The organism is Streptomyces durmitorensis (assembly GCF_023498005.1).
In the GTDB taxonomy this organism is placed as follows: Bacteria; Actinomycetota; Actinomycetes; order Streptomycetales; family Streptomycetaceae; genus Streptomyces; species Streptomyces durmitorensis.
The window spans coordinates 8,512,895-8,533,884 of the sequence record NZ_CP097289.1 but is presented as its reverse complement, the minus strand read 5'-3'; the positions used below and the strand labels follow the sequence as shown (position 1 = coordinate 8,533,884).

The window sequence follows — 20,990 nt, the reverse complement described above, 5'->3', positions numbered from 1 at the left end:
TGTGTCGGCCGAGGCGGCGTCAGGCGGGCTGCGGGGCGGGGGCGGGCGCTGCCGGAGCAGCCGCGACCTTGCGGGTCTCGCGCAATATCAGCAGGCCGTTGACCACCATCAGCGTCGCGGTCAGGGCGTGGACGCCGAGCGCGGTGGCCACGGAGCCGTGGTGGGCCAGCACGGTGGCCATGTCGCCGTACGCGACGAAGGCCTCCACCACCAACACCCAGCCCAGCGCCCGGCGGTGGCCCGTCACCAGCAGGACGCCCAGACCCAGGGCCATCATGACATCGCGGATCCCCTTGACGATCAGGAAGCCGCCGCCGTCGCCGGACGGCCAACTCGGCAGGCCGAAGCCCGGCGCCGTCGTCTCCGGGCTCAGGATGAACTCCGTCCCGAACCAGAGGATGAAGAGGATGAAGGCGGCGGTCATCACGGTGTTGATCTTCTTCAGCGACATTGGTCTTCTCCTTGCGAGTCTTCGTGAGCTTGCTGAGCTTGGTGAGCTTCTGGAATGAGCCCGCAGGCTCAGGCGAGGGCGGCGACCAGCAGGGCGAAGGCGGCGATGATGACGGCGACGCGGACGTAGTGATAGCGGTCCCAGCGGTTCATCTGCTCCTTCCAGTCCTCGGGCCGGTTCTCGGGGGTCCACGTCTTGCCCTGGTTGTTGATCGGGACGAGCAGCAGGAGCGACATGACCACGCTGAGGATGAGCAGCGCGCCGGCGGTGACGACCAGGCCGGTGCCGTCGTGGTGCCACCCGGCGACGGCCCAGACCGCGACGAGGACGAGCGAGCCGATGTACCAGAAGGGCATGACGGCGCCGAGCATCCGGCCGCCGTGGGCACGGGCGAGTTGGTCACTGTCCTCGGGGAGGGCGTCGAAGATCCGGTTCATGACGAAGGCGACGGAGAACTCCACCCCCACCATCACGCCGACGATCACGGTGGTGACGATCTCAAGTGCGTTGAGCATGACGACCTCTCAGGAATCTAGCGCCGCTAGGTGATGAGGCAACGCTAGTACTACTGCCGCTCGCTTGTCTAGCGGTGCTAGGATCGAATCATGTCGGTAAAGGAACGCAAGGAGCGTGAACGGGCGGCCCGCGAGCGCCTCATCGTGGCGACGGCCCGCGAACTGGCCGAGCAGCAGGGCTGGGACGCGGTCACCACCCGCAAGCTCGCCGAGCGCATCGAATACAGCCAGCCCGTCCTCTACAGCCACTTCCGCGGCAAACGCGAGATCATCGGCGCCGTCGCCCTGGAGGGCGCCGCCGAGTTGGCCGTGGCGGTGCGCGCCGCGACCGGCGCCGCCAAGGGCCCGCGCGAGCGGGTCACCGCGCTTGCCCGCGCCTACCTCGACTTCGCCGCAGGCAACCCGGCGGTCTACGACGCCATCTTCCAGCTCGACGGCGGTCTCCCGTACGCGCAGGAGGACACCCCGGAACCTCTCAAGGACGCCTTCGCCGCGCTGCTGGAGTGCCTGGGCGAGGTCGCCGGGGACGGCGTCCACCCGGGGCTGTACACCGAGGTGTTCTGGGCGTCCCTGCACGGGGTGGCCACCCTGACCCGGTCGGGCCGGCTGCCGCCGGAGGAGACCGGGCGGAGGGTGGAGCTGCTGGTGGACCGGCTCGCCATGATCTGACGGACCGTCCTGGCGGGAGCGCGGGCGCCCGACGTGGGCCGGCTTTGCCATGATGTGCCTGTACGCCGCTCTCGCCCTCGGCGCGGGATGGCGCACGCTCGCCCGCCGTGACGCCTGACAGGGCAGTGGACACTGGACACCATGCACGTCACACGTCCGAAGGCTGCCGGGACCACTGGCCCAACCCCCACCGGCACCCCCACCGGCACGGCCACTACCCCCGGCACGCCGGTGCACCCCGGGACAGCGGGCGGCACCCGAGGGGCGCGCGCGCTCGTGCGAGCCGTGGGGCGCGCCCCGCTCACCCGGCGGGCGTGGGCCGAGGCCGCGTACTGCCTGATCGGGTTCACGCTCGGCCTGGTGGGTGGCGTGCTGCTCGCGGTGGCGCTGGCCCTGGGCGCGGGCTTCACCGTGTCGGTGGTGTTCGCCGTGCTGGGCGCGCTTCTGTTCATCACAGGGCTCCAGCTGGCACGCGCGCTGGGCGGCGTCCACCGCCGCCTCGCCGCCCTGTTCCTCGGGGACCGGACGCCGGCGCCGGAGCCGCTTCGTCCGAGCGGCCGCCTGGTCAGCCGCCTCGACGCCCGGCTGTGGGACGGGACCGGCTGGCGGTCGGCGGCCTATGTGCTGGCGAAGCTGCCGGTCGGCCTTCTGGGGGCGTACGCCGTCCTCTGGTGGCTGACGGGGCTCGTCAACCTCACCGCACCACTGCGGTGGGCGGTGTTCGGACAGCACCCCGAACCCGGTTCCCCCGAGGGCATGACGGTGCTCACGCCGATTCCCTTCGGCGGCAGCCCGGACGCGGACACCTTCGCCGGCACGTTCCTCGCGGTGGCCATCGGTGCGGTCACCCTGCTGTGCGCGCCCTGGGTGACACGGCTTGTGACCGAGGCCGACCGCCGGCTCATCGGAACCCTGCTCGGACCCGGACAACTTGCCGATCGTGTAAGGGACTTGGAGGAGACGCGGGCGCTCGCCGTGGATGACTCGGTGGCGTTGCTCCGGCGCGTCGAGCGCGATCTGCACGACGGAGCCCAGGTCCGCCTCGTCGCGGTCGCGATGAGCCTCGACATGATCAGACAACGGCTCAACGAGCACGAGACCGAGGGCGCGGGCAAGGGCGCGGGCAGCGGGCCGCTGGATGTCGCCCGCCTGCGTCAACTCGTCGACGGGGCGCACCACAACGCCACCGAGGCCCTGACCGAACTGCGTGATCTGGCCCGCGGCATCCATCCCCCGGTCCTCGACGACGGCCTGCCGGACGCGCTCGCCACGCTCACCGCACGCAGCAGCGTCCCCGTCGACCTGGTGACGGACATACCGGAGCGTCCGACGCCTGCGATCGAGACCATCGCGTACTTCTGCGCGGCCGAACTGCTGGCGAACGTCATCAAGCACAGCGGGGCCGGGCGGGCGGCCATCACGGTGGCGCGGTTGGACGGAAGGCTTCTCCTTCAGGTCGGTGACGACGGGCACGGCGGCGCGGACGCCGGCGCGGGGAGCGGCCTGACGGGACTCGTGCAACGCGTACGTACGGTCGATGGGCGGATGAAAGTCGAAAGTCCTGCAGGCGGGCCGACGGCGGTCACCGTCGAGCTGCCGCTGCACGCGTGAGAGCATGCCGCCATGCGCGTCGTGATCGCTGAGGATGCCGCGGTACTGCGGGAGTTGCTGGGCCAGATGCTCGTGGAGCGCGGGCATGAGATCTGTGCGTCGGTGAGCGACGCGAGCACCTTGCGCGCCGCGGTCGCCGAGCACCGCCCGGACGTCACGGTGACCGACATCCGGATGCCTCCGACGCACACGGACGAAGGCCTTCGTGCGGCCATCGACATCCGGCGGGACCACCCCGGCACGGGAGTGCTCCTCTTCTCCCAGTACGTGGAGACGAAGTACGCCACGCGGCTGCTCGCCGCGGGTTCGGCGGGCGTCGGCTATCTGCTCAAGGACCGCGTCGCGAACATCGCGGAGTTCACCGACGCCCTGGAGCGGGTGGCCGCGGGCGGGACGGCGCTGGATCCCGAGGTCGTCACGCAGCTGGCCGGGGCCGGTCGCCGGGCGGAGGAGCTCGCACCCCTCACCGAGCGCGAGCGCGAGGTTCTTTCCCTGATGGCCGAGGGTCGGTCCAACGCGGCGATCGCGCAGAGCCTGGTCGTCTCCGCGGGCACCGTCGAGAAGCATGTGGCCGCCGTCTTCGACAAGCTCGGACTGCCCGCGTCACATGACCACAACCGCCGCGTTCTGGCTGTGATCCGTTACTTGCGCGGGTGATCGGCACCGTGCCGCCGGAATGCACTGCTCCGAAGGACATAGGCATATACCAGAGACATGACCGCGTCGTGTGTTGCCAAATCCCTTACGGGGCACCCCCGGCTGTGCGAAAGTCATTAGCGGTCCATCCCGCCCGTTTGGTCGCACCGCATCCTCAACGGAGCACCTCATGCCGTCCCATGTCTTCGCGGACCGCCCTTCCGCCCAGCCGCCCGAGCGCGGCTCGGTCGAAGCGCTGATCACGCAGACGCGTCGGCTCCGCGGCGAAGTCGACGCCGTGCGCCGTGACACCGGGGCCGACGACGGCGACCCGCAGGATCGCTGGCAGCGCGCCCTGTGCGACCTGGCGGTCCATCAGCTGAACGATCTGGACGACCACCTCGCACAGTTGAGGGACGGACCCGTGCCGTCGGCCGCGGCACCCGCCGCCCCGGCTGTGCCCGCGCCCCTCGAACCGCAGCGCGGTTCACTGCTCAGCCGGGTCGGCAGCGCGGAGTGGAACCTCCTGAACGACGAGGCGAGTTGGTCGGGCGAGCTCTACCAGATCCTCGGGCGGGACCCGCAGGCTCCCCCGCTCTCCCTCGACGAGCTGCCCTCCCTGGTGCACGTCGACGACCAGCCGAGGCTGACGGCCATGGTCACGGACTGCCTGATCGACGGCAAGCCGATCGACGGCGAGTTCCGTATCGTGCGGCCCGACGGCGGCGTACGACAGGTGCACATGATGGGCGAGCCCGTGCTCGCCGCTGATGGCAGCACCGCCTCGATGTGGGCGGTCTTGCGGGACGTCAGCGAACTGCGCCGCAGCCAGCGAGTGGTGCGCGAGACCCGTGACTCGTTGCAGCGCCAGCGGCACATCGCGCAGACAGAGCACCGGCTCGCGGTCGAACTGCAGGAGGCTGTGCTGCCGCCGTGGCGCGGCTCCCTGCGGTTCCCGCACGGCGGACCCGCGGCGCTCGACCTCGCCGCGCACTACCTCCCGTCCTCGACGAGCTCACTGATCGGCGGTGACTGGTACGACGCGATGGAGCTGCCCGACGGCCAGTTCCTGCTCAGCATCGGCGACCTCACGGGGCACGGCGTCACCGTCACGTCCGGCATGGCGATGCTGCTCGGCGCCGTACGCGGCATGGCGGTCGCCGGAGTGCGGCCGGGCCAACTCATGGGCTGGCTCAACCAGTTACTGGACACCACCACGCAACCCGCACTCGGCAGCGCCGTCTGCTGTCAGTACACCCCCACGACCCGCACCCTCACCTGGGCGCAGGCAGGCCACCCCGCCCCGCTGCTGTTCCGCGACGGGACGGGGCGCGCGCTGACGCCACCGGGAGGAGTGATCCTCGGGGCGACCTCCGGAGCCACGTACGAGCAGGCCGAAGTGCAACTCGAGCCCGGCGACCTGCTGTTGCTGCACACCGATGGCCTTGTCCCCCGGCGCTCCAGGGACGCGGCCACGAGCCGGCTGCTCGCGCTCGCGCCACGCTTCACGGAGACGCGGGGTGCGCAGGACTGTGTACGGACGGTCGTCGAAGAGTTCGGCGTGGCCCCACGTGAGGACGACGCCTGCCTGTTGATCGCACGGATCAATTCCTGACCCTCGCCCGAGTGACACGCGGCCCACGCGACCTGAGTGACAGGCGGTCCGAGTGGCGCACGCCCGAGCGAGCCGTGCCGGGTCCTATGCGCGGACCCGGCTGCCACCTCCGGACTTGGCCGTCGCCTTGGGCAGGGCCAGCTTGATCTCCTCACGCAGATCCTGGATCTTCGGGTAGCCCGAGTACTGAGCGGTCAGGCGGTACATCTCCCGCAGGCGGTCCCACGTGCGGTGCGAGGAGTTCGACCCCATCGAGACCAGCGCCAACCGTGCGTACCGATCGGCCTGTTCGGGGTCGTCGCCGATGAAGCAGGCCGACGCCAGCGAGATGTAGTCGAAGATCTGCGAGCGATCGCGGCCCTTGGACCGCAGGTCGATCGCCTCCTTGGCATGACGCTGGGCGGTGTTGGCGGCGGACGAGTCGTGATCGGCGAGGGTGCGGAAGGCCAGGGCCTGCATGCCGTGCATGTCCGCCTCGTCGAACATCTGCATCCAACTGGGCGGCGGCACATCCCCCTTGTCGGAGACGAACAGGTCCTCCGCGATGCCGAGCGTGCGCCGCATCGCCTGGCCCTTGCCCATCGACGCCTGTGCCCAGGCCTCGATGGTGTAGAGCATGGCCTGCGTGCGCGGCAGCATCTCCTCGCCCGATCCCGACTGGGCGAGCTTCATGAGGTCCAGGGCGTCGTCGGGCCGCCCGAGATGCACCATCTGGCGCGCGGCCCGGGACAGGGCCTCACCGGCGCGCGGCCGGTCGCCCCCCTCGCGAGCCGCGTGCGCGGCGATCACGAAGTACTTCTGAGCCGTGGGCTCCAGGCCGACGTCGTGCGACATCCAGCCCGCGAGGACGGCGAGATTGGCAGCGACGCCCCACAGGCGCCGCTGGAGATGGTCGGGGTGTCGGTAGGCGAGCATGCCGCCCACTTCGTTGAGCTGTCCCACCACAGCCTTGCGCTGCAGTCCGCCACCACGGGCCGCGTCCCAGGCCCGGAACACCTCGACGGAGGTCTCCAGTTCCTCGATCTCCTGCGACCCGATGGGGGCGGCCTCATAGCGGTCGAACCCAGCGGGGTCGGCGTGCAGGGGATGGTCGGTACGGGGGGCGTCGGCAGCAAGGGCCGGATCGGTGTGCAGCCAGTCGTGCATGGCGCCGGTCAGTGCGGAGCCGGCGGCGAGCGCGGCACCCGCGCCCACCAAGCCGCGTCGGTTGAGCATGAGGTCCATTCCCGTGAATTCGGTGAGGACCGCGGCTGTCCGTTCGGGCGCCCACGGCACGCCGTCGGGGTGCTCCACACCACCGTCGCCACGCCGTTTCCCCACGCGCCCGTGCCGGACCAGACCAAGATCCTCAATGGTCACGACACGGCCGAGACGCTCGGTGAACAGAGCCGCCAACACCCGGGGCACGGGATCGCGGGGGATTTCTCCCATGTCGATCCAACGCCGTACCCGCGAGGTGTCGGTGGCCAGTTGCGGATGGCCCATGGCCGCCGCCTGCCGGTTCACCAGTCTCGCGAGTTCCCCTTTTGACCAGCCTGCCAGGCCGAACAGGTCCGACAGTCGGGTGTTGGGTTGTCCGTTCACGTCAAGCCCCCAGGTTCTCGGCTGAGTTGACAGTAACCCTCTGTCAGTTGCTGAGCGACTATTCGCCACGGTTCGCCAGGGTGCGCCACATGGTGTGCCAGGGGACGCCGGGTGTCAGGTAGGAATGCGCCACCCCGACCCGGCCCGCCGCGGGACATTCCCCAGGGTGCTCCCAAGGGGGCCGGGGCGGGAGGCGCAGCAACTCGCAGGCACACGAAGGGATCTGTATCGCCCATGTACACAGCATCGTCCTCCGTGTCCGCCCCGCCCCGGCCACTGCACAGCCGACAGCCCGGCAGCGGCCCGTATCTGGAGCCCGCGCGCCCCGCGGCCGGGTCGCTCGGCGCCGGCCGAACGCGACGCGTTCCGGGGCCCGGCACGCAACCGCTCAGCGGGAGACTCGACTTGTCAGGCCCCCAGGGGGCGCAACTGCGCACCGCGATCGCCTCGGTGCACCGCATCTGTCCCGAGTTCAATCCGGTACAGGTGCTCCGCCGCAGCGGACGCACCGTGCTGCTCGTGGGGACAACAGGACGCAGCACCGCGATCGCCAAGTGTTTACTCGACCACTCGCCGGTGTGGGCCGAGCGGATCCGGCACGAGATAGCTGCCTACCGCTCGTTCGTCCGGCACCGTCCTCCGGTCCGGGCCCCGCGGCTGATCGCCGCGGACCCCGAGGACTGCACGCTGGTGATCGAGCGGATGCAGGGACGCGTCGCCGCGCTGTCCCGCCACCCCGTGGAGCCGCCGCCGCGCGCGGACGTGCGTCTTGCGCTCAACGCGATCCGTCACCTCAACCGGTGGCGCCCGCCGCAGGAGTTGTTCGGCAGGCCCATGGACTACGGCAAGCGAATCTCCCGCTTCCACGATCTTGGCCTGCTCACCGACCGGGACATGGGCGACCTGCAGAAGCTTCTGCACGGCATCGCGCACTCGGCCGGACAGCACGGCACATGGCAGTTCTGCCACGGCGACGCGCTGCTCTCGAACATCCTGCTGTCCCCCGCGGGCCCGGTGTTCGTGGACTGGGAGCACGCGGGCTGGTACCTGCCGGGCTATGACCTGGCGACGCTGTGGTCGGTGCTCGGTGACGCGCCGGTGGCGCGGCGCGAGATCAGCCAGCTGGCGCAGGAGCAGGGACCGGCGGCGCGTGACGCGTTCCTGGTCAACCTGATGCTGGTCCTGACCCGTGAGATCCGTACGTACGAGATGGCCGTGCAGCGATCGATGCACGACGCGGCCCCGGCGGCACCGGGCCCGGCCCATCCCGGTGCTGCGCCGTCCGGTGAGGAACAGCGGCTGCTGCTGAGGCGGTTGCACGACGACTGCCAGCTGGCCCGTCGGGCCGTGCGCGCGGCGGTCGGTACTCGCTGACGGGGATGACGGTCCGCAGTGCGCCTTGGACAGCGGCGCACTGCGGGCCTTCGTATGCCCCCGGCGACTACCGAGTGACTATGACGTCGTGAACTGCACGGCGTCCAGGTCGAAGGAATTGTTCTGTGGCGACTTGAAGACCACGTACAGCTTGTGGGTGCCTGCCAGTGCTTCGACCGGCACGTCGGGTGTGGCCTGATAGGTGTCCCAGCCCCCGGTGTTGGGGACGGGTGTCGTGGCGAGCAGCTTGCCGTCGGGAGCGTCCGCGCGCAGTTCGACCGAGCCGACGCCGTAGGGCGAGGACAGCTTGTAGCTGACCTTGCTGACGCCTTCGACGCTCATCGGGCTGTACGCGATCCAGTCGCCGTCGCTGACGTCGCCGATGCGTTTGCCGTTCTCGGCGCCCTCCTGGGAGACGATGCGGGTTCCCGACTGGTCGTCGTGGTACTCGGCCTGCTTGTGCTTGGGGTGCAGGACGGAGCGGCCGTAGCCGGTGAGGGCGCTGACGCCGTCGCCGCCCTTGTCGGTGTACTTCGCGTTGAGGACGTACGTGAGGTCGGCGCCCTCGGGGTGTCCGCCGAGGTCACCGGTGTCCACGGTGCCTTCGCAGCCGGGGATGTCGGTGGTGGGGTGCTCGTGGTCGTCGTGGCCGAGGGCCGGGTTGACGGTGACCTTGGAGCAGTCGATCGTGCCGTCCTCGGGGTCGGTGACCGTCACCTTGTAGGGGATCTTGTCGCCGAACTCGATGAGCTTGCCGTCGACCGGGGTCTCGACCTTCACCTTGGGTGCCGTGTTGCCCGCGGTGACGGGCACGTTGGCGTAGCCGGACTTGCCGGTGGAGTCGGTGACTTTCAGCTGGGCGTTGAAGTCTCCCTTGGCGTCGTACGTGTGGGAGGGGCTGGCCTCGGTCGAGTCGTACGTGCCGTCTCCGTCGAAGTCCCAGGAGAAGGTGAGCGGATCGCCGTCCGGGTCCTTGCTGCCCTCGCTGGAGAAGTCGACCTTCAGCGGGGTCGGGCCGTTCGTGGCGGACGCCTTGGCCTGGGCGAGCGGGGTGCGCTGGCCCTGGGCGTAGTCGATGCGGTAGAGCCCGGAGTCGTTGTTGCCGCCGCCGAACTCGCTGCCCCACTCCAGGACGTACAGCGAGCCGTCGGGCCCGAAGGTCATGTCCATGGGCTTGGCGAACTTGGCCGACTTCAGGAAGTCGTTGATCTTCAGGAGCTTGCCGTCCTTGTCGAAGCGGATCTCCTTGACCGAGTCGCGGGCCCACTCGTAGAAGAAGCTCGCCTTGTCGAAGTAGGCGGGGAACTTCGTCTTGGAGGGGTTCTTGGCGTCGTAGTGGTAGACGGGTCCGCTCATCGGGGCCGAGCCGCCCGCGCCCATCTCCGGGAACTCCTTGGACTCGCCGTAGCCGTACCAGATCTCGGGCTGCTGGATGGTGGGCAGGTCCCCCAGGCCGGTGTTGTTCGGCGAGGGGTTGGTGGGCTTGGTGCAGTCGAACTTGGCGCCGACTTCCTGGGTGTCGGGGTTGTAGGGGGCGTACGCCTGGTTGTTGCCGTGGCAGAAGGGCCAGCCGAAGTTGCCCGCCTTCTTGATGACGTTGTACTCGACGAGGCCTTCCGGACCGCGGTTGGTCTCGGGCGCGCCGCGGTCGGGGCCGTAGTCGGAGGCGTGGACGTAGCCCGTCTTGGGGTCGACGGTGAAGCGGAAGGGGTTGCGGAAGCCCATGGCGTAGATCTCGGGGCGGGTCTTCGCGGTGCCCTTGGCGAAGAGGTTGCCCTTGGGGATGGTGTAACCGCCGCTGTCCGTGGGCTTGATGCGCAGGATCTTGCCGCGCAGGTCGTTGGTGTTGCCCGCGGTGCGGGCGGCGTCGAGGCGCTCCTTGCCGGGGCGCCAGTCGATCGGGGCGTAGCCCTGCCAGTTCGGGTCGAGGTTGGGCGGCACGTCGTCGCCGACGCCGAGGTAGAGCGTACCGTTCGGGCCGAACTCGACGGCGCCGCCCGTGTGTCCGGGCTCGGGGAAGCTGCGGTCGCGGTAGGCGGGGACGTCCAGGAGCTTCTTCTCGCTGGCCAGGTCGAGGGTGTTGTCCTTCTTGACCGTGAAGCGGGAGAGGCGGTTGACGTCGTCCGTCGCCTTCGCGGGGGCGTAGTAGAGGTAGATCCAGCGGTTGGTGGCGAACTTCGGGTCCAACTCCATGCCGACGAGGCCGTCCTCGCCGCCGGTGTAGACGTCGAGCTTGCCCGCCGTGGACGTGGAGTGGCTCTTCGGGTCGAAGATCTTCACCTCGCCGCTGCGCTGGACGTAGAAGACCTTGCCGTCCTTGGCGACGTCCAGCTCCATCGGGTCGGCGGTGTTGTCGTCGAGCGCCGTCTTCTCGTAGCCGGACCAGACCGTGCCGCCGCAGTCGCCGGGCTTGTTGCCCGCTGCCCACTGGATGCCGCCGAGCACGTGCTCGCGGAAGGCGGGCTCGGTGTACGACGCCTTGTCGTGGCCCATGGCGGTGGCCCAGACCTTGCCGCCCTCGGCGTTGCGGCACCAGGAGATGGGGTGGTCGGCGCCCATCTTGGAGCCGCCCGGGTCGTACGTGGTCTCGTCGGCGGTGACCAGGACGTGCACGTCACCGCGGGGGTTCTTGTCGAAGTTGTACCACTCCTCCGGGCGCTCCCAGCGCTCGGGAAGACCCTTGGTGGAGGGGTGCGCGCGGTCGGCGACCTTGGCGGTGCCCTTCAGGACGCCCGGTGAGTGGGCCGGCATGTGGGCACCGGCGTTGATGAGGTCGTCCCACCAGGGGAAGGAGTCCTCGACGCCCATGTCCAGGGTGTTGTGCAGGGCGACGACGCCCTTGCCGCTCTTCACGTACGCCTTCATGGCGTCGCGCTGGGCCTCGGTGTCCCAGACCATGCCGGAGTTCTGCAGCATGATGATGACGTCGAAGTCCTTGAGCTTCGCGTCGTCGAAGACCGTCGCGTCGTCGGTCGTGACGAGCTCGAAGTTGTTCGCGGCTGCCTGCTCCTTGACCATCTGGACGCCGGCCGGGATGGAGTCGTGGACGTAGCCGACGGCCTTGGTGAAGAGCAGTGCACGGAAGGCGGGGGCCTTGTCGGCGGCGCTCGACGTGGCGGGCAGGAACCCGACCGCGAGCAGCAGTGCCGCGACGAAGGCGATCACCGTTCTTCGTAGACCTTTCGCGTCATGCGGTCTCCTGTCACGCACATGACAGTCCATGGGGTGGTCCTCTCTGCTGGGAAGGACGGACGGACGTGCGGGATTGCCGGATGTCAGAGGGCGGCCAGGGCGCGGCGCAGAAATGCGAGCCCGTCGGTCGCGAGGGCGTCCTGGGTGGGCGCGAGGGGCCGCCAGACGGAGGCGGCGACGGCGATGGCGTCGTTGTGGGCCGTGAACGACTCGATGCAGAGCGCCCCGCGGTAGCCGGACTCACCCAGGGCGCGCAGGAAGCCGGGCCAGTCGAGGTGGTCGGCGCCCGGGGCGCCGCGGTCGTTGGCACACACCTGGACATGGGCGATGCGGTCCGCGGCCGTGCGGACCGCTTGCGGCAGGGAGTGTTCCTCGATGTTCTGGTGGTACGTGTCCAGGGCGATGCCGATCGACGCCTCGGGGAGACCTGCCAGGCCCTCCAGGGTCTGCGCGACCGTGTTGAACAGGCTGGTCTCGTAGCGGTTGAGGGGCTCGACGGCGATACGGACACCGGCGCGTGCCGCGTACTCGACGACCGGTGCGATGTGCTCGCGCCACTCCTCGTACGCCGCCGCGCGCGCGGCCCGGTCCATGCGCCAGGTGCGGCCGACCGCCGCGTAGACGGGGCCTGCGACAACGGGGGCGCCGATCGCGTGGGCCGCGTCGACGCACCGGCGCAGGTAGTCCTGGGTGGCGCGCAGCGTGCCCTGGTCGGCGCGGACCAGGTCGCGTCCGTCGGGCATGACGGCGACGACGGCCGCGGGCGTCAGGCCCGTGGCGTCCAGGAGCTTGGCCGCCGCGGCGGGCTCCCAGTCGTCGGGCTGCTCCAGGGGCAGTTCCACGGCGTCGAAGCCCCATCCCGCGAGGCGGGGCAGCGTCTCGCCGAGCGCCTCGGTGGTGACCGGCGAGTGCCAGATCCAGGGGTTCGCGCCCAACTGCCAGGCCGTGTACGTCACTTCTTGCCTCCCCAGTCCTTGGGGAAGCCCGGCATGTCCTGGCAGCCGCACATCGCGTAGTGCAGCGGCGGCATGCCCTCCTGGAGGTACTCGTCCAGGTTGGCCTGCGTGACCGTGGGCTGCGGCAGCTTCCACTCCTTGGGGACCTGCTTGCCGTCGAGGATGCGCAGGGCCGCGATGACCGGTGTGCGCCACTGGAAGGTCGGGTAGGTGGGGGCGATCGCGGTGAGGTCCTTGTCCTTCCATGCCTGGAGGAAGTCCTGCTGGTCCTCGCCGGTGATCGGCGGCACGTCGACGCCCGCGTCCTCGAAGGCCTCGACGGCTGCGACGGCCGTGGCACCGGAGTCCATCCAAACGCCGTCGATGGAGCCGTGCCGGGAGATCGCGTCGGAGACGATCGACTTGGTCTTGGCAGGGTCGCCGTCGGTGAACTTGGCGTCCACGACGTCGAGTTCGCTCTTGTCGAAGGCCAGCTTCGCCGCCGACCAGCGGGTCTCCAGGACGTCCACTCCGGGCGAGATGCGCAGGGCGAGGATCTTGCCCTTGGGCTTGACCTTGTCGACGAGGAAGTCGGCGGCGACCGCGCCGTAGCCGTACCCGCCGATGGGGTTCACGAAGGTGACCGCGCAGTCGGTCTCCACGCCGCGGTCGAAGACGATCACGGGGAGCTTGCCGCAGGCCTCCTTCACCGCGGGGGTGAGGGTGGCGGTGGTGTTCGGCGAGACGATGAGCGCGTCGCAGTCCTTGTTGCCCGCGAGCTCCTGGATGTCGGAGATCTGCTTGTCGTCCTTGCCCTGGGCGTCCAGGACGGTGAAGTCGCTGATCTCCTTGTGGAGTTTCACCTCGGCCTTCATGTTCTTCAGGCCGACCTGGCGCCAGGGGTTGAAGACACCGGCGTTCGAGAAGCAGAGATGGGTGCCGCCCGAGCCCTTCTTCTCGTACTGGGCGGTGTCGGTCATCTCCGGTTCCAGCATCTGCTCCCAGGGCTTGGCGGCAGGGCCCTGCGGGGTCTCCTTGCCCAGCTTCAACTGGCGCTCGTACTCGGCCTGTTCGAAGAACTTGGACGGCTTGTCCCCGCCCTTGTCGGACTCGGCGGCCTGCGAGGCCCCGGCGGGCGAGTCGGGCGGTGTGTCGCTGGAGCAGGAGGTGAGCAGGGCGCCCGCGAGGAGGGCGACCGCGGGTACCAGCGCGCGCCTGCGCGTCAGAGGGTTCATGGGGCTGTGCATCACGAGGGTCTGCCTCCCGAGGAGTGGATACGACGGCGGCGCAGCCGGGACCAGTCGGCGGCCCCGAGCCCGACCGCGGCGATGACGATGACGCCCTGGACGGTGGACTCCAGGGCGCCCGATACGCCCTGGAGGTTGAGCAGCGTGAACAGTGCCTGTAGCGAGAAAGCGCCCGCCATCGCGGCGACCACGCTGCCCCGGCCGCCGCCGAGCACGACCCCGCCGAGGACCACGGCGGTGATCGCCTCGAACTCGTAGCCGCGGCCCGCTTGCGCGGAGACCCCGGAGAAGCCGCCGACGAGGACCGCGGCGAGTGCGGCCGCCGCGCCGGACAGGACGAAGGCGATGACGCGGGCGCGGTGCACGCGGACTCCCGCCAGGGCGGCGGCGCGTTCGCTGTCCCCGGTCGCGATCAGGGTGCGGCCGAAGTCGGAGCGCATGAGCAGGACGGCGACCAGGCCCGCGACGAGGCAGGCGAGAACCGCCCAGGGCAGCCAGCCCATGGCGGTGCCGCGCCCCATCTGGCGGAATCCTTCGGCCAGTTGGCCGTGCGGGGAGCCGCCCGTCCAGAAGAAGACGGCGCCCTCCAGGATCAGCATCATGCCGAGCGTGGTGATGAAGGAAGGCACTTTGAGGCGCGTGGTGATCAGCCCGCTGACGAGGCCGGTGGCCGCCCCGGCGAGCAGCAGTCCCGCCGTGATGAGCGGCCAGGGCGCGTCCGGGAACGAGCCGTACACCTCGGCGGCCGCGACGACGCCCGCGGTGACGATCGCCCCGACGGACAGGTCGAACTCGCCGCAGACGATGACCAGATACTGGCCTGCGGCGAGGATCACCAGGGGCGCCGCGCGCTTGACGAAGGCAAGGAAGCGGTCGGGCTCGTAGAAGCCGGGGTCGGTGGAGGCGAGCGCGACGAGCAGAATCACCAGGAGCGCGTAGACGGGTGCCCCGGTGCCGAGCGAGCGGACAACGCGCTTGTACGGGGCGGCCGTTGACGCCTGGGCCTTCTCGGCCGTCTGGCTGCTCATGCGGACCTCCTGCTGCCGCGCCGGGCGTAGATCGCGACGGCAGCGATGATCACGATGCCGCGGACCACGTTCTTGAAGAACGGGTCGACGCCGAGCTGGTTGAAGACGGAGTCGAGCACCGCGAGCACCAGGACCCCGCCGAGGGTGCCCGCCACTCCCCCGCGGCCGCCCGCCAGGACGGTGCCGCCGAGCACGACGGCGGCGATCGACTCCAGGTCGTAGCGCGCTTCCGTACCCGCCCAGGGGGCGCCCGCGCCGAGCCGTGAGGCGAGGAAGAGGGCGGCGGCGCCCACGCACAGCGAGCACAGGACGTGGGCGGCGATGATCGTGCGGCGGGTGCGGACGCCGGAGAGCCGGGCCGCGTGTTCGTCGCCGCCCGTCGCGTACAGGTGGTGGCCGAAGCGGGTACGGCGGGTGATCAGCCACATCGCGGCGGCGACGGCGGCCAGCAGGAAGAGCGAGACGGGGATCGGGCCCATCCGGTCGTAGCCCAGATGCTGGAAGGAGGCCGGGACCTTGCCCGCCGGGCCCGTGTAGTTGTCCTCGATCCAGCCCCGCAGGATGAACGCGGTGCCGAGCGTCGCGATGAACGCGTTGACCTTGAGCCCGGTGACGATCAGGCCGTTGGCGAGCCCGACGGCCGCCGACAGGGCGAGGACGGCGAGCACCGCGGTGACGACGCTGCCGTCCTCCATGGTGGTGGCGGCGACGAGCGTGCCGAGGCTGATCAGATACGCCACCGACAGGTCGAGGGAGCCGGTGAGGATGACGGCGGTCTGCCCCACGGCGACCAGGCCGAGGGCGACGCAGTTCTGCAGGATGCCGACGACGTTCGAGAGCGTGAGGAAGTCGCCGCCGCGCGCGGCGACCACGATCCACCCGAGCGCGGTGACGCCCGCCGCCGCGAGCCAGACGCCGACGGCGGGATCGGTGAGCCTGCTGCGGCTCGGCGCACGGGTCTTCACGGCGGGCGGTGGTGCGACGGTGGTGCCGGTGGTACCTGTAGTACCGCTCACGCGGCGGGCTCCTCTCCGGACGGGGCGCTCGTGTCTGCGGACGGGGCGCTCATGTCTGCGGACGCGTCGGTCGTGGCGAGCCGCATCACGTCCTCCTCGGCCGCCCCCGGCGGGAGTTCGCCGGCGATGCGGCCTTCGGACATGACGAGGATGCGGTCGCTCATGCCGATGAGTTCGGGCAGTTCGGAGGAGACGATCAGGACGGCGATGCCCTCGCGGGCCAGCTCCCGGACGAGGGTGTGGATGGCGGCCTTGGCGCCCACGTCGACGCCGCGGGTGGGTTCGTCGAAGAGCAGGATGCGGGGGCGGGCGGCCAGCCACTTGGCGATGACGACCTTCTGCTGGTTGCCGCCGGAGAGGTACTGGGCCTGCTGGTCCTCGCCGCGCGCCTGGAGGCGTACACGCTCAAGGAGTGCGGTGAGTTCGCGGGCGGCGGGCGGTCCCCCGCGGGCCGGTACGGCGCGGGTCACGAGCAGGGCGTTGTCCCGCACGGACTGCCGCAGCGCGAGCCCCTCGGCCTTGCGGTCCTCGGTCACCAGGGCGATCCCGGCGCGGATGGCCTGCCGCGGGGTGGTGGGCCGCAGAGCTTCGCCGCTCACCGTCATCGCCCCGCTGGTGAACGGCGCGGCTCCGAACAGGGCCCGCGCGAGCGACGTACGGCCGGAGCCCTCCAGGCCCGCGATGCCGGTGACCTCGCCGGCGCGCAGCGTCAGGTCGATGCCGCGCAGGCGGTCGTTGCCGCCGCCGGTGACCGTGAGGCGTACCTCGCCGATGTCGTCGGGGTGGGCGCGCGGCGGGTAGTAGGCGCTCAGCTCCCGGCCGACCATCGCGCGTACGACCTGGTCGGTGTCCGTGTCCTGGGTCCGCACCGTGGTGACGTGGCGGCCGTCCTTCAACACCGTGATCCGACGGGAGAGTTCGAAGACTTCCCGCAGGCGGTGCGAGATGTACAGGATGCCGAGGCCGCGGCCCGCGAGGCGGCGCACGAGGTCGTGCAGGAGGCCCGCCTCGTGGTCGGCGAGCGGCGCGGTCGGCTCGTCCATGACCAGGACGCGGACGTCGGAGGCGAGCGCCTTGACGATCTCGACGGTCTGCTGCCGGGCCACGGACAGATCGCGGATGTACGTGCGCGGCGTGATGCCCGATACGCCGACCTCGGCGAGGAGTTCGGCCGTGCGGGCCTCCATCGCGCGGCGGTCGACGAGGCCGTAACGGGTCGGTTCGCGGCCCAGGAAGACGTTCTCGGCGACCGTGCGGTGCGCGAGCAGCGCGAACTCCTGGTGGATGATGCCGATCCCGGCGGCCTGGGCCTGTGCGGGATGGCTGAAGGCATGCTCCGTTCCGTCGAGCACGATGCTGCCCTCGTCCGGGACGTGTTCGCCCGCGAGGACCTTCATCAAGGTGGACTTGCCGGCGCCGTTCTCGCCGACCAGCGCGTGCACCTCGCCCGCGGCGAGGTCGAGGGACACCCCGTGCAGCACACGCACTCCGAGAAAGCTCTTGGAAACCCCGCGCATCGCCAACATCTCTTGCGTCGCCTGCATCGCCTGCACCCTCGGCTCCTTCGGCAGCGGTCTGCAGAGCAATGTGATGAGGGAGCTTTGACCTGTCAAGGGCTCAAGCAGCTTTCTACACAAGCAAGTTGATGAGTACTTAGGTCGATCGTCGAACAGCATCAGCCTTGTGAGCAGCCAAACTCGTCCCTAAGGTGGCTGCCATGTCTGGAGCGCCGGATCACCCCGTTTCCCTGCCGTCGTCACCCGGCGAAGTCCTCGCCCTGCTCCGCACGGGGGCGGCGGAGACCCGCGCCGACATCGCCCGTGTGACGGGTCTCGCGCGGTCCACGGTGTCGCAGCGGGTGGACGCGCTGATCGCGCACGGCTTCCTCACCGAGGAGGCGGACGGCGGGTCGACGGGCGGTCGGCCACCACGCCGCCTCCGCCTGCGCACCCGCGAACACGCCGTCGCGGGCGTCGACTTGGGCGCGTCGCACTGTCGGGTCGCCCTGCTCGACATCGGCGGCGAGATGCTCGCCCTGCGCGAGGACCCGCTCTCCATCGCGGACGGCCCGCAGGAGGTTCTCGGCCATGTCGAGCGCACGCTGCACGCCCTGCTGGAGGAGGCCGGGCGCGATCCCGCGTCGCTCCAGGCCATCGGGGTCGGGGTGCCCGGACCGGTGGAGTTCTCGACGGGCCGCCCGGTGGATCCGCCGATCATGCCGGGCTGGCATCAGTACCCCATCCCGGAGTTCTTCGCCGAGCGGTTCGGCCCGCGGGCCCTCGTCGACAACGACGTGAACGTGATGGCGCTCGCCGAGCAGCGCCGCGCCTTCCCCGACACGCGCTATCTGCTCTACATCAAGGTGGGCACGGGCATCGGCTGCGGCATCGTCGCCGACGGCCGGCTGCACCGGGGTGCGCAGGGCAGTGCGGGCGACATCGGGCACATCCGGGTCGGCGACATCGAGGAGCCCTGCCGGTGCGGCAACTCCGGCTGCCTGGAGGCGGTGGCGGGCGGCGCGGCGATCGCCCGCAAGCTGGCCGGGCTCGGCCTCGACGCGACCTCGGGCAGCGATGTCGTACGCCTGGTGAAGTCCGGCAACCGCGATGCCGTACGCATGGTGCGCGAGGCGGGCCGCGCGGTGGGCGAGGTGCTCGCGGGCCTGGTGAACTTCTTCAACCCGGACACGGTGGTGGTAGGCGGGGCGCTGGCCGCCGTCCACGACCAACTCCTCGCGGGGGTACGGGAAGCGGTGTACCGCCGCTCGCACCCGCTGGCCACCCATGTGCTCCGGATCGAGCCGAGCCGCACCGGCGAGAACGCGGCGGCGATCGGTGCGGGCATCCTCGCGGTCGAGCACGCGCTGTCCCCGCGGCAGGTGGACCGGGCCCTGTCGGGCGCGGTGCGCTGAGAAGCCCCCCTCTACACGCGCCCCCGGTCCACGCAGACCGGACAAGCACCATGCAACACCGGCCATACCGCCGACGGCCCTATATCGCAGGGGGACTTACGCCCATAACGTCGGGCTATGTCCCTCAATGACGCACAGCAGATCGACCGTGCCAACGCCGCCCCCGAGCGCGTTCCGGTCGTGTTCGTGCACGGTCTGTGGATGCTGCCCAGCAGCTGGGACCTCTGGACGGCCCACTTCGAGGCCGCCGGATACATGCCCGTCGCCCTGTCGTGGCCCGACGACCCGGACTCGGTCACCGAGGCGAGGCAGCGCCCCGACGCCCTCGCGGGCAAGACGGTCGGGCGGATCGCCGATCACCTGGCCGGCCTGATCGACGGCCTTGAGCGCAAACCGGCCATCATCGGACACTCCGTCGGCGGGCTGCTCACGCAGATCCTCGCGGGGCGCGGTCTGTCCGCCACCTCGGTGGCGATCGACCCGGTGCCGTTCCGCGGCGTCCTCGCGCTGCCCCTCTCGACGCTGCGCTCCCTGCGCCCCATCATCGGCAACCCGGCCAACCGCAAGCGCGCGCTGCCGCTCACCTTCGAGCAGTTCCGCTACGCCTACGCCAACGCCGTCAGCGAGCAGGAAGCCAAGGAGCTCTACGAGAAGTACGCGGTCCCTGCCCCCTGCGCACCGCCCTTCCAGGCGGCCGGGGCCAACATCAACCCCCGGACGGAGATGAGGGTCGACTGCCGCAACCCCCGGCGCGGGCCCCTCCTGATCATCTCCGGGGAGAAGGACAACGCCGTGCCCTGGGCGCTCGCCAACGGCGCGTACAAGAAACAGCGGGAGAACTCCGGCGTCACCGAGATCACGGAGATGGCCGGCCGCGACCACGCGCTGACGATCGACAGCCGCTGGCGGGAGGTCGCGGACACGGCACTGACCTTCGTACGCCGCTTCGTCTGACGGACGTCTCATCGGTCACGCCCCCCACACAGCGCGTGCTCGATCGGTGTGCTGTCCGGGCGACTGCGCGCCCGAAACGTCACCCGGCCTTCAGTACCTTCGTGGCGGCCTCGGCCTCCCGCTGGCGCAGGGAGCGCCATTCGATCGCCGACTGTGGGTTGGCGTCGAGCCAGCGCTGTTGCAGCACGGCGAGCCTGGCGTACGCGCGCTCCAGGTAGCCGGTGGCGTGCTTGCAGGTCACGTCGGCGCGGGCTGCGGGTTGTTCGGCGAGGGGGTGTCCGGGCGTAGCGCCGCCGCAAGCCGCTGTGGGTCCTTCGCGGCGGGGAATCCCGCCTGCCGCATGCAGGAACGCCAGCGTGCCGTCGCTCCGCGGAACGCGCGATCCTTTCCCAGCGTGCGCAGTGCGTCGCGCTCCCCCTGGTCGAGCCGCAGCTGCAGAGTGAGAGCGCGTCGCGGCCCACCCGCGCCCAGGAGCCGTCGCTCGGCGTCAGCCAAGCAGCCTGTGGCGGGCCGACTTACGGTGATCTCCTTGTTGCGGGCGGAGATCTTGCGTTGCGGGTCCCCATAGAGCGCCCGGCCGAATGCCTTCCCACGGGGTCGTTCTGCGGGCTGCGTGACAGGCCGGCCGGCCGAGTCCGGCAGGTTGAGGGCCTCGATGCCGAACTGCGCCGGGCCTGAACCGGCGTCTGCCGAGGGCGTGGCATCGACGGGAGGTGCCTCGTAGCGGAAGCCGCGCTCGGTCATGCAGTGGGTAATCAGGCGTTGCCGGGCCTCGTGCACGCGGCGGGAGGTGGCGGTCGGTGCGTGCAGCAGGGGAGGGAAAGGGAGCCGGGAACGCAGTACGGCAGGCTCGGGACGGGACTGCTGTGCGGACTGTCGGGACGATCCGACCGACCAGCGGAGCACGCGTATCCACAGTCTGTCCACCATCCTTGCTGACCGCATCGCAGAGGCCGGCGCCCGCAAGACCCCGTAGGCAGCGAGGGCCTGCCGCCCGTTGCGCACGCGAGGTGGACCGGACCTCTGACGTCCCGGGCGGTCCGCCAACCCGTCGGCATGGTGTTCGACCTGCTCATTGGTCCAATCCACTGACGCGTCGCAGGCCGTGCGGCCTCCCGGGGCGAAACCCGCCGGGACCGGCGCTGACGTGCGAAATCCCGTCTCCTGGGCATGATTGACGGATCGTCGGAGAGCCGGTACCACTGACGCACGCCCGGCCCCGCACGCCCCATCACGCTTCACCGTCCCAGGA

18 protein-coding genes are annotated in these 20,990 nt (G+C 70.5%); 7 read left to right on the top strand and 11 right to left on the bottom strand.

Annotation, left to right across the window (positions count from 1 at the left end; translation table 11 throughout):
* Positions 1-19: 19 nt before the first annotated feature.
* Both M4V62_RS38170 and M4V62_RS38165 read right to left on the bottom strand, forming a co-directional pair.
* Positions 20-451, bottom strand: coding sequence for a DUF4267 domain-containing protein (locus M4V62_RS38170; protein WP_249591763.1), 432 nt, complete (start codon positions 449-451; stop codon positions 20-22).
* Between the two features lie 68 nt (positions 452-519).
* A complete protein-coding gene (locus M4V62_RS38165; protein ID WP_249591762.1) occupies positions 520-966 on the bottom strand; it encodes an anthrone oxygenase family protein in 447 nt (148 codons plus the stop codon).
* A 90-nt stretch (positions 967-1,056) separates the two neighbouring features.
* Between M4V62_RS38165 and M4V62_RS38160 the strand changes: the two genes are divergently transcribed.
* The 4 genes from M4V62_RS38160 (at position 1,057) to M4V62_RS38145 (ending at position 5,497) form a co-directional block, all read left to right on the top strand.
* The gene (locus tag M4V62_RS38160; RefSeq protein WP_249591761.1) at positions 1,057-1,635 is read left to right on the top strand and encodes a TetR/AcrR family transcriptional regulator; all 579 of its coding nucleotides are present in this window, start codon (positions 1,057-1,059) and stop codon (positions 1,633-1,635) included.
* A 141-nt stretch (positions 1,636-1,776) separates the two neighbouring features.
* Positions 1,777-3,246, top strand: a complete 1,470-nt coding sequence (locus tag M4V62_RS38155; RefSeq protein WP_249591760.1) for a sensor histidine kinase — start codon at positions 1,777-1,779, stop codon at positions 3,244-3,246.
* A 12-nt stretch (positions 3,247-3,258) separates the two neighbouring features.
* Complete coding sequence (locus tag M4V62_RS38150) at positions 3,259-3,903, top strand: response regulator transcription factor (RefSeq protein WP_249591759.1); 645 nt, start codon at positions 3,259-3,261, stop codon at positions 3,901-3,903.
* A gap of 169 nt (positions 3,904-4,072) precedes the next feature.
* Positions 4,073-5,497: a PP2C family protein-serine/threonine phosphatase gene (locus tag M4V62_RS38145; RefSeq protein ID WP_249591758.1), complete on the top strand. Its 1,425-nt coding sequence runs from the start codon at positions 4,073-4,075 to the stop codon at positions 5,495-5,497.
* Between the two features lie 84 nt (positions 5,498-5,581).
* Here M4V62_RS38145 and M4V62_RS38140 read toward each other — a convergent pair whose 3' ends face one another.
* On the bottom strand, positions 5,582-7,081 hold the full coding sequence (locus M4V62_RS38140; RefSeq protein WP_249591757.1) for a DNA-binding protein NsdB: 1,500 nt from the start codon (positions 7,079-7,081) through the stop codon (positions 5,582-5,584).
* A gap of 234 nt (positions 7,082-7,315) precedes the next feature.
* Between M4V62_RS38140 and M4V62_RS38135 the strand changes: the two genes are divergently transcribed.
* Entirely contained in the window at positions 7,316-8,455 is a 1,140-nt protein-coding gene (locus tag M4V62_RS38135; protein WP_249591756.1) for an aminoglycoside phosphotransferase family protein, read from the top strand.
* Positions 8,456-8,533: 78 nt separating this feature from the next.
* On the opposite strand, the gene M4V62_RS38130 is transcribed toward M4V62_RS38135, so the two are convergent.
* Genes M4V62_RS38130 through M4V62_RS38105 form a run of 6 tightly spaced genes read right to left on the bottom strand, consistent with a single transcriptional unit; the run spans position 8,534 to position 17,399 of the window.
* Positions 8,534-11,677, bottom strand: a complete 3,144-nt coding sequence (locus M4V62_RS38130) for a ThuA domain-containing protein (RefSeq protein ID WP_249591755.1) — start codon at positions 11,675-11,677, stop codon at positions 8,534-8,536.
* A 53-nt stretch (positions 11,678-11,730) separates the two neighbouring features.
* Positions 11,731-12,603 carry a sugar phosphate isomerase/epimerase family protein gene (locus tag M4V62_RS38125; RefSeq protein WP_249591754.1) on the bottom strand — a complete coding sequence of 291 codons (873 nt, stop codon included), beginning with the start codon at positions 12,601-12,603 and terminating at the stop codon, positions 11,731-11,733.
* Positions 12,600-13,817 (bottom strand): substrate-binding domain-containing protein, encoded by a 1,218-nt coding sequence (locus M4V62_RS38120; protein ID WP_249591753.1) that lies wholly within the window; start codon positions 13,815-13,817, stop codon positions 12,600-12,602. The genes M4V62_RS38125 and M4V62_RS38120 overlap by 4 nt, the downstream gene beginning before the upstream one ends.
* Before the next feature lie 11 nt (positions 13,818-13,828).
* Positions 13,829-14,857 carry an ABC transporter permease gene (locus tag M4V62_RS38115; RefSeq protein WP_249591752.1) on the bottom strand — a complete coding sequence of 343 codons (1,029 nt, stop codon included), beginning with the start codon at positions 14,855-14,857 and terminating at the stop codon, positions 13,829-13,831.
* A complete protein-coding gene (locus M4V62_RS38110) occupies positions 14,854-15,873 on the bottom strand; it encodes an ABC transporter permease (RefSeq protein ID WP_425575157.1) in 1,020 nt (339 codons plus the stop codon). The genes M4V62_RS38115 and M4V62_RS38110 overlap by 4 nt, the downstream gene beginning before the upstream one ends.
* A complete protein-coding gene (locus M4V62_RS38105) occupies positions 15,870-17,399 on the bottom strand; it encodes a sugar ABC transporter ATP-binding protein (RefSeq protein ID WP_249593179.1) in 1,530 nt (509 codons plus the stop codon). The genes M4V62_RS38110 and M4V62_RS38105 overlap by 4 nt, the downstream gene beginning before the upstream one ends.
* Positions 17,400-17,590: 191 nt before the next feature.
* Here M4V62_RS38105 and M4V62_RS38100 point away from each other — a divergent pair, with 191 nt between their 5' ends.
* Together M4V62_RS38100 and M4V62_RS38095 are read left to right on the top strand one after the other, a co-directional pair.
* The gene (locus tag M4V62_RS38100) at positions 17,591-18,784 is read left to right on the top strand and encodes an ROK family transcriptional regulator (RefSeq protein WP_249591751.1); all 1,194 of its coding nucleotides are present in this window, start codon (positions 17,591-17,593) and stop codon (positions 18,782-18,784) included.
* 117 nt (positions 18,785-18,901) lie between these two features.
* Positions 18,902-19,738 carry an alpha/beta hydrolase gene (locus M4V62_RS38095; protein ID WP_249591750.1) on the top strand — a complete coding sequence of 279 codons (837 nt, stop codon included), beginning with the start codon at positions 18,902-18,904 and terminating at the stop codon, positions 19,736-19,738.
* Positions 19,739-19,817: 79 nt separating this feature from the next.
* Here the strand turns inward: M4V62_RS38095 and M4V62_RS38090 are convergent, their stop codons facing one another.
* A complete protein-coding gene (locus M4V62_RS38090) occupies positions 19,818-19,979 on the bottom strand; it encodes a hypothetical protein (RefSeq protein WP_249591749.1) in 162 nt (53 codons plus the stop codon).
* On the bottom strand, positions 19,976-20,518 hold the full coding sequence (locus M4V62_RS38085) for a hypothetical protein (RefSeq protein WP_249591748.1): 543 nt from the start codon (positions 20,516-20,518) through the stop codon (positions 19,976-19,978). The genes M4V62_RS38090 and M4V62_RS38085 overlap by 4 nt, the downstream gene beginning before the upstream one ends.
* Positions 20,519-20,990: the final 472 nt, after the last annotated feature.

What these genes read in the sequence shown, in the direction of transcription:
- M4V62_RS38170 (WP_249591763.1), bottom strand. Translation starts at nt 451, where the DNA reads ATGTCGCTGAAGAAGATCAACACCGTGATGACCGCCGCCTTCATCCTC.
- M4V62_RS38165 (WP_249591762.1), bottom strand. Translation starts at nt 966, where the DNA reads ATGCTCAACGCACTTGAGATCGTCACCACCGTGATCGTCGGCGTGATG.
- M4V62_RS38160 (WP_249591761.1), top strand. Translation starts at nt 1,057, where the DNA reads ATGTCGGTAAAGGAACGCAAGGAGCGTGAACGGGCGGCCCGCGAGCGC.
- M4V62_RS38155 (WP_249591760.1), top strand. Translation starts at nt 1,777, where the DNA reads ATGCACGTCACACGTCCGAAGGCTGCCGGGACCACTGGCCCAACCCCC.
- M4V62_RS38150 (WP_249591759.1), top strand. Translation starts at nt 3,259, where the DNA reads ATGCGCGTCGTGATCGCTGAGGATGCCGCGGTACTGCGGGAGTTGCTG.
- M4V62_RS38145 (WP_249591758.1), top strand. Translation starts at nt 4,073, where the DNA reads ATGCCGTCCCATGTCTTCGCGGACCGCCCTTCCGCCCAGCCGCCCGAG.
- M4V62_RS38135 (WP_249591756.1), top strand. Translation starts at nt 7,316, where the DNA reads ATGTACACAGCATCGTCCTCCGTGTCCGCCCCGCCCCGGCCACTGCAC.
- M4V62_RS38130 (WP_249591755.1), bottom strand. Translation starts at nt 11,677, where the DNA reads ATGGACTGTCATGTGCGTGACAGGAGACCGCATGACGCGAAAGGTCTA.
- M4V62_RS38120 (WP_249591753.1), bottom strand. Translation starts at nt 13,817, where the DNA reads ATGAACCCTCTGACGCGCAGGCGCGCGCTGGTACCCGCGGTCGCCCTC.
- M4V62_RS38115 (WP_249591752.1), bottom strand. Translation starts at nt 14,857, where the DNA reads ATGAGCAGCCAGACGGCCGAGAAGGCCCAGGCGTCAACGGCCGCCCCG.
- M4V62_RS38105 (WP_249593179.1), bottom strand. Translation starts at nt 17,399, where the DNA reads ATGTTGGCGATGCGCGGGGTTTCCAAGAGCTTTCTCGGAGTGCGTGTG.
- M4V62_RS38100 (WP_249591751.1), top strand. Translation starts at nt 17,591, where the DNA reads ATGTCTGGAGCGCCGGATCACCCCGTTTCCCTGCCGTCGTCACCCGGC.
- M4V62_RS38095 (WP_249591750.1), top strand. Translation starts at nt 18,902, where the DNA reads ATGTCCCTCAATGACGCACAGCAGATCGACCGTGCCAACGCCGCCCCC.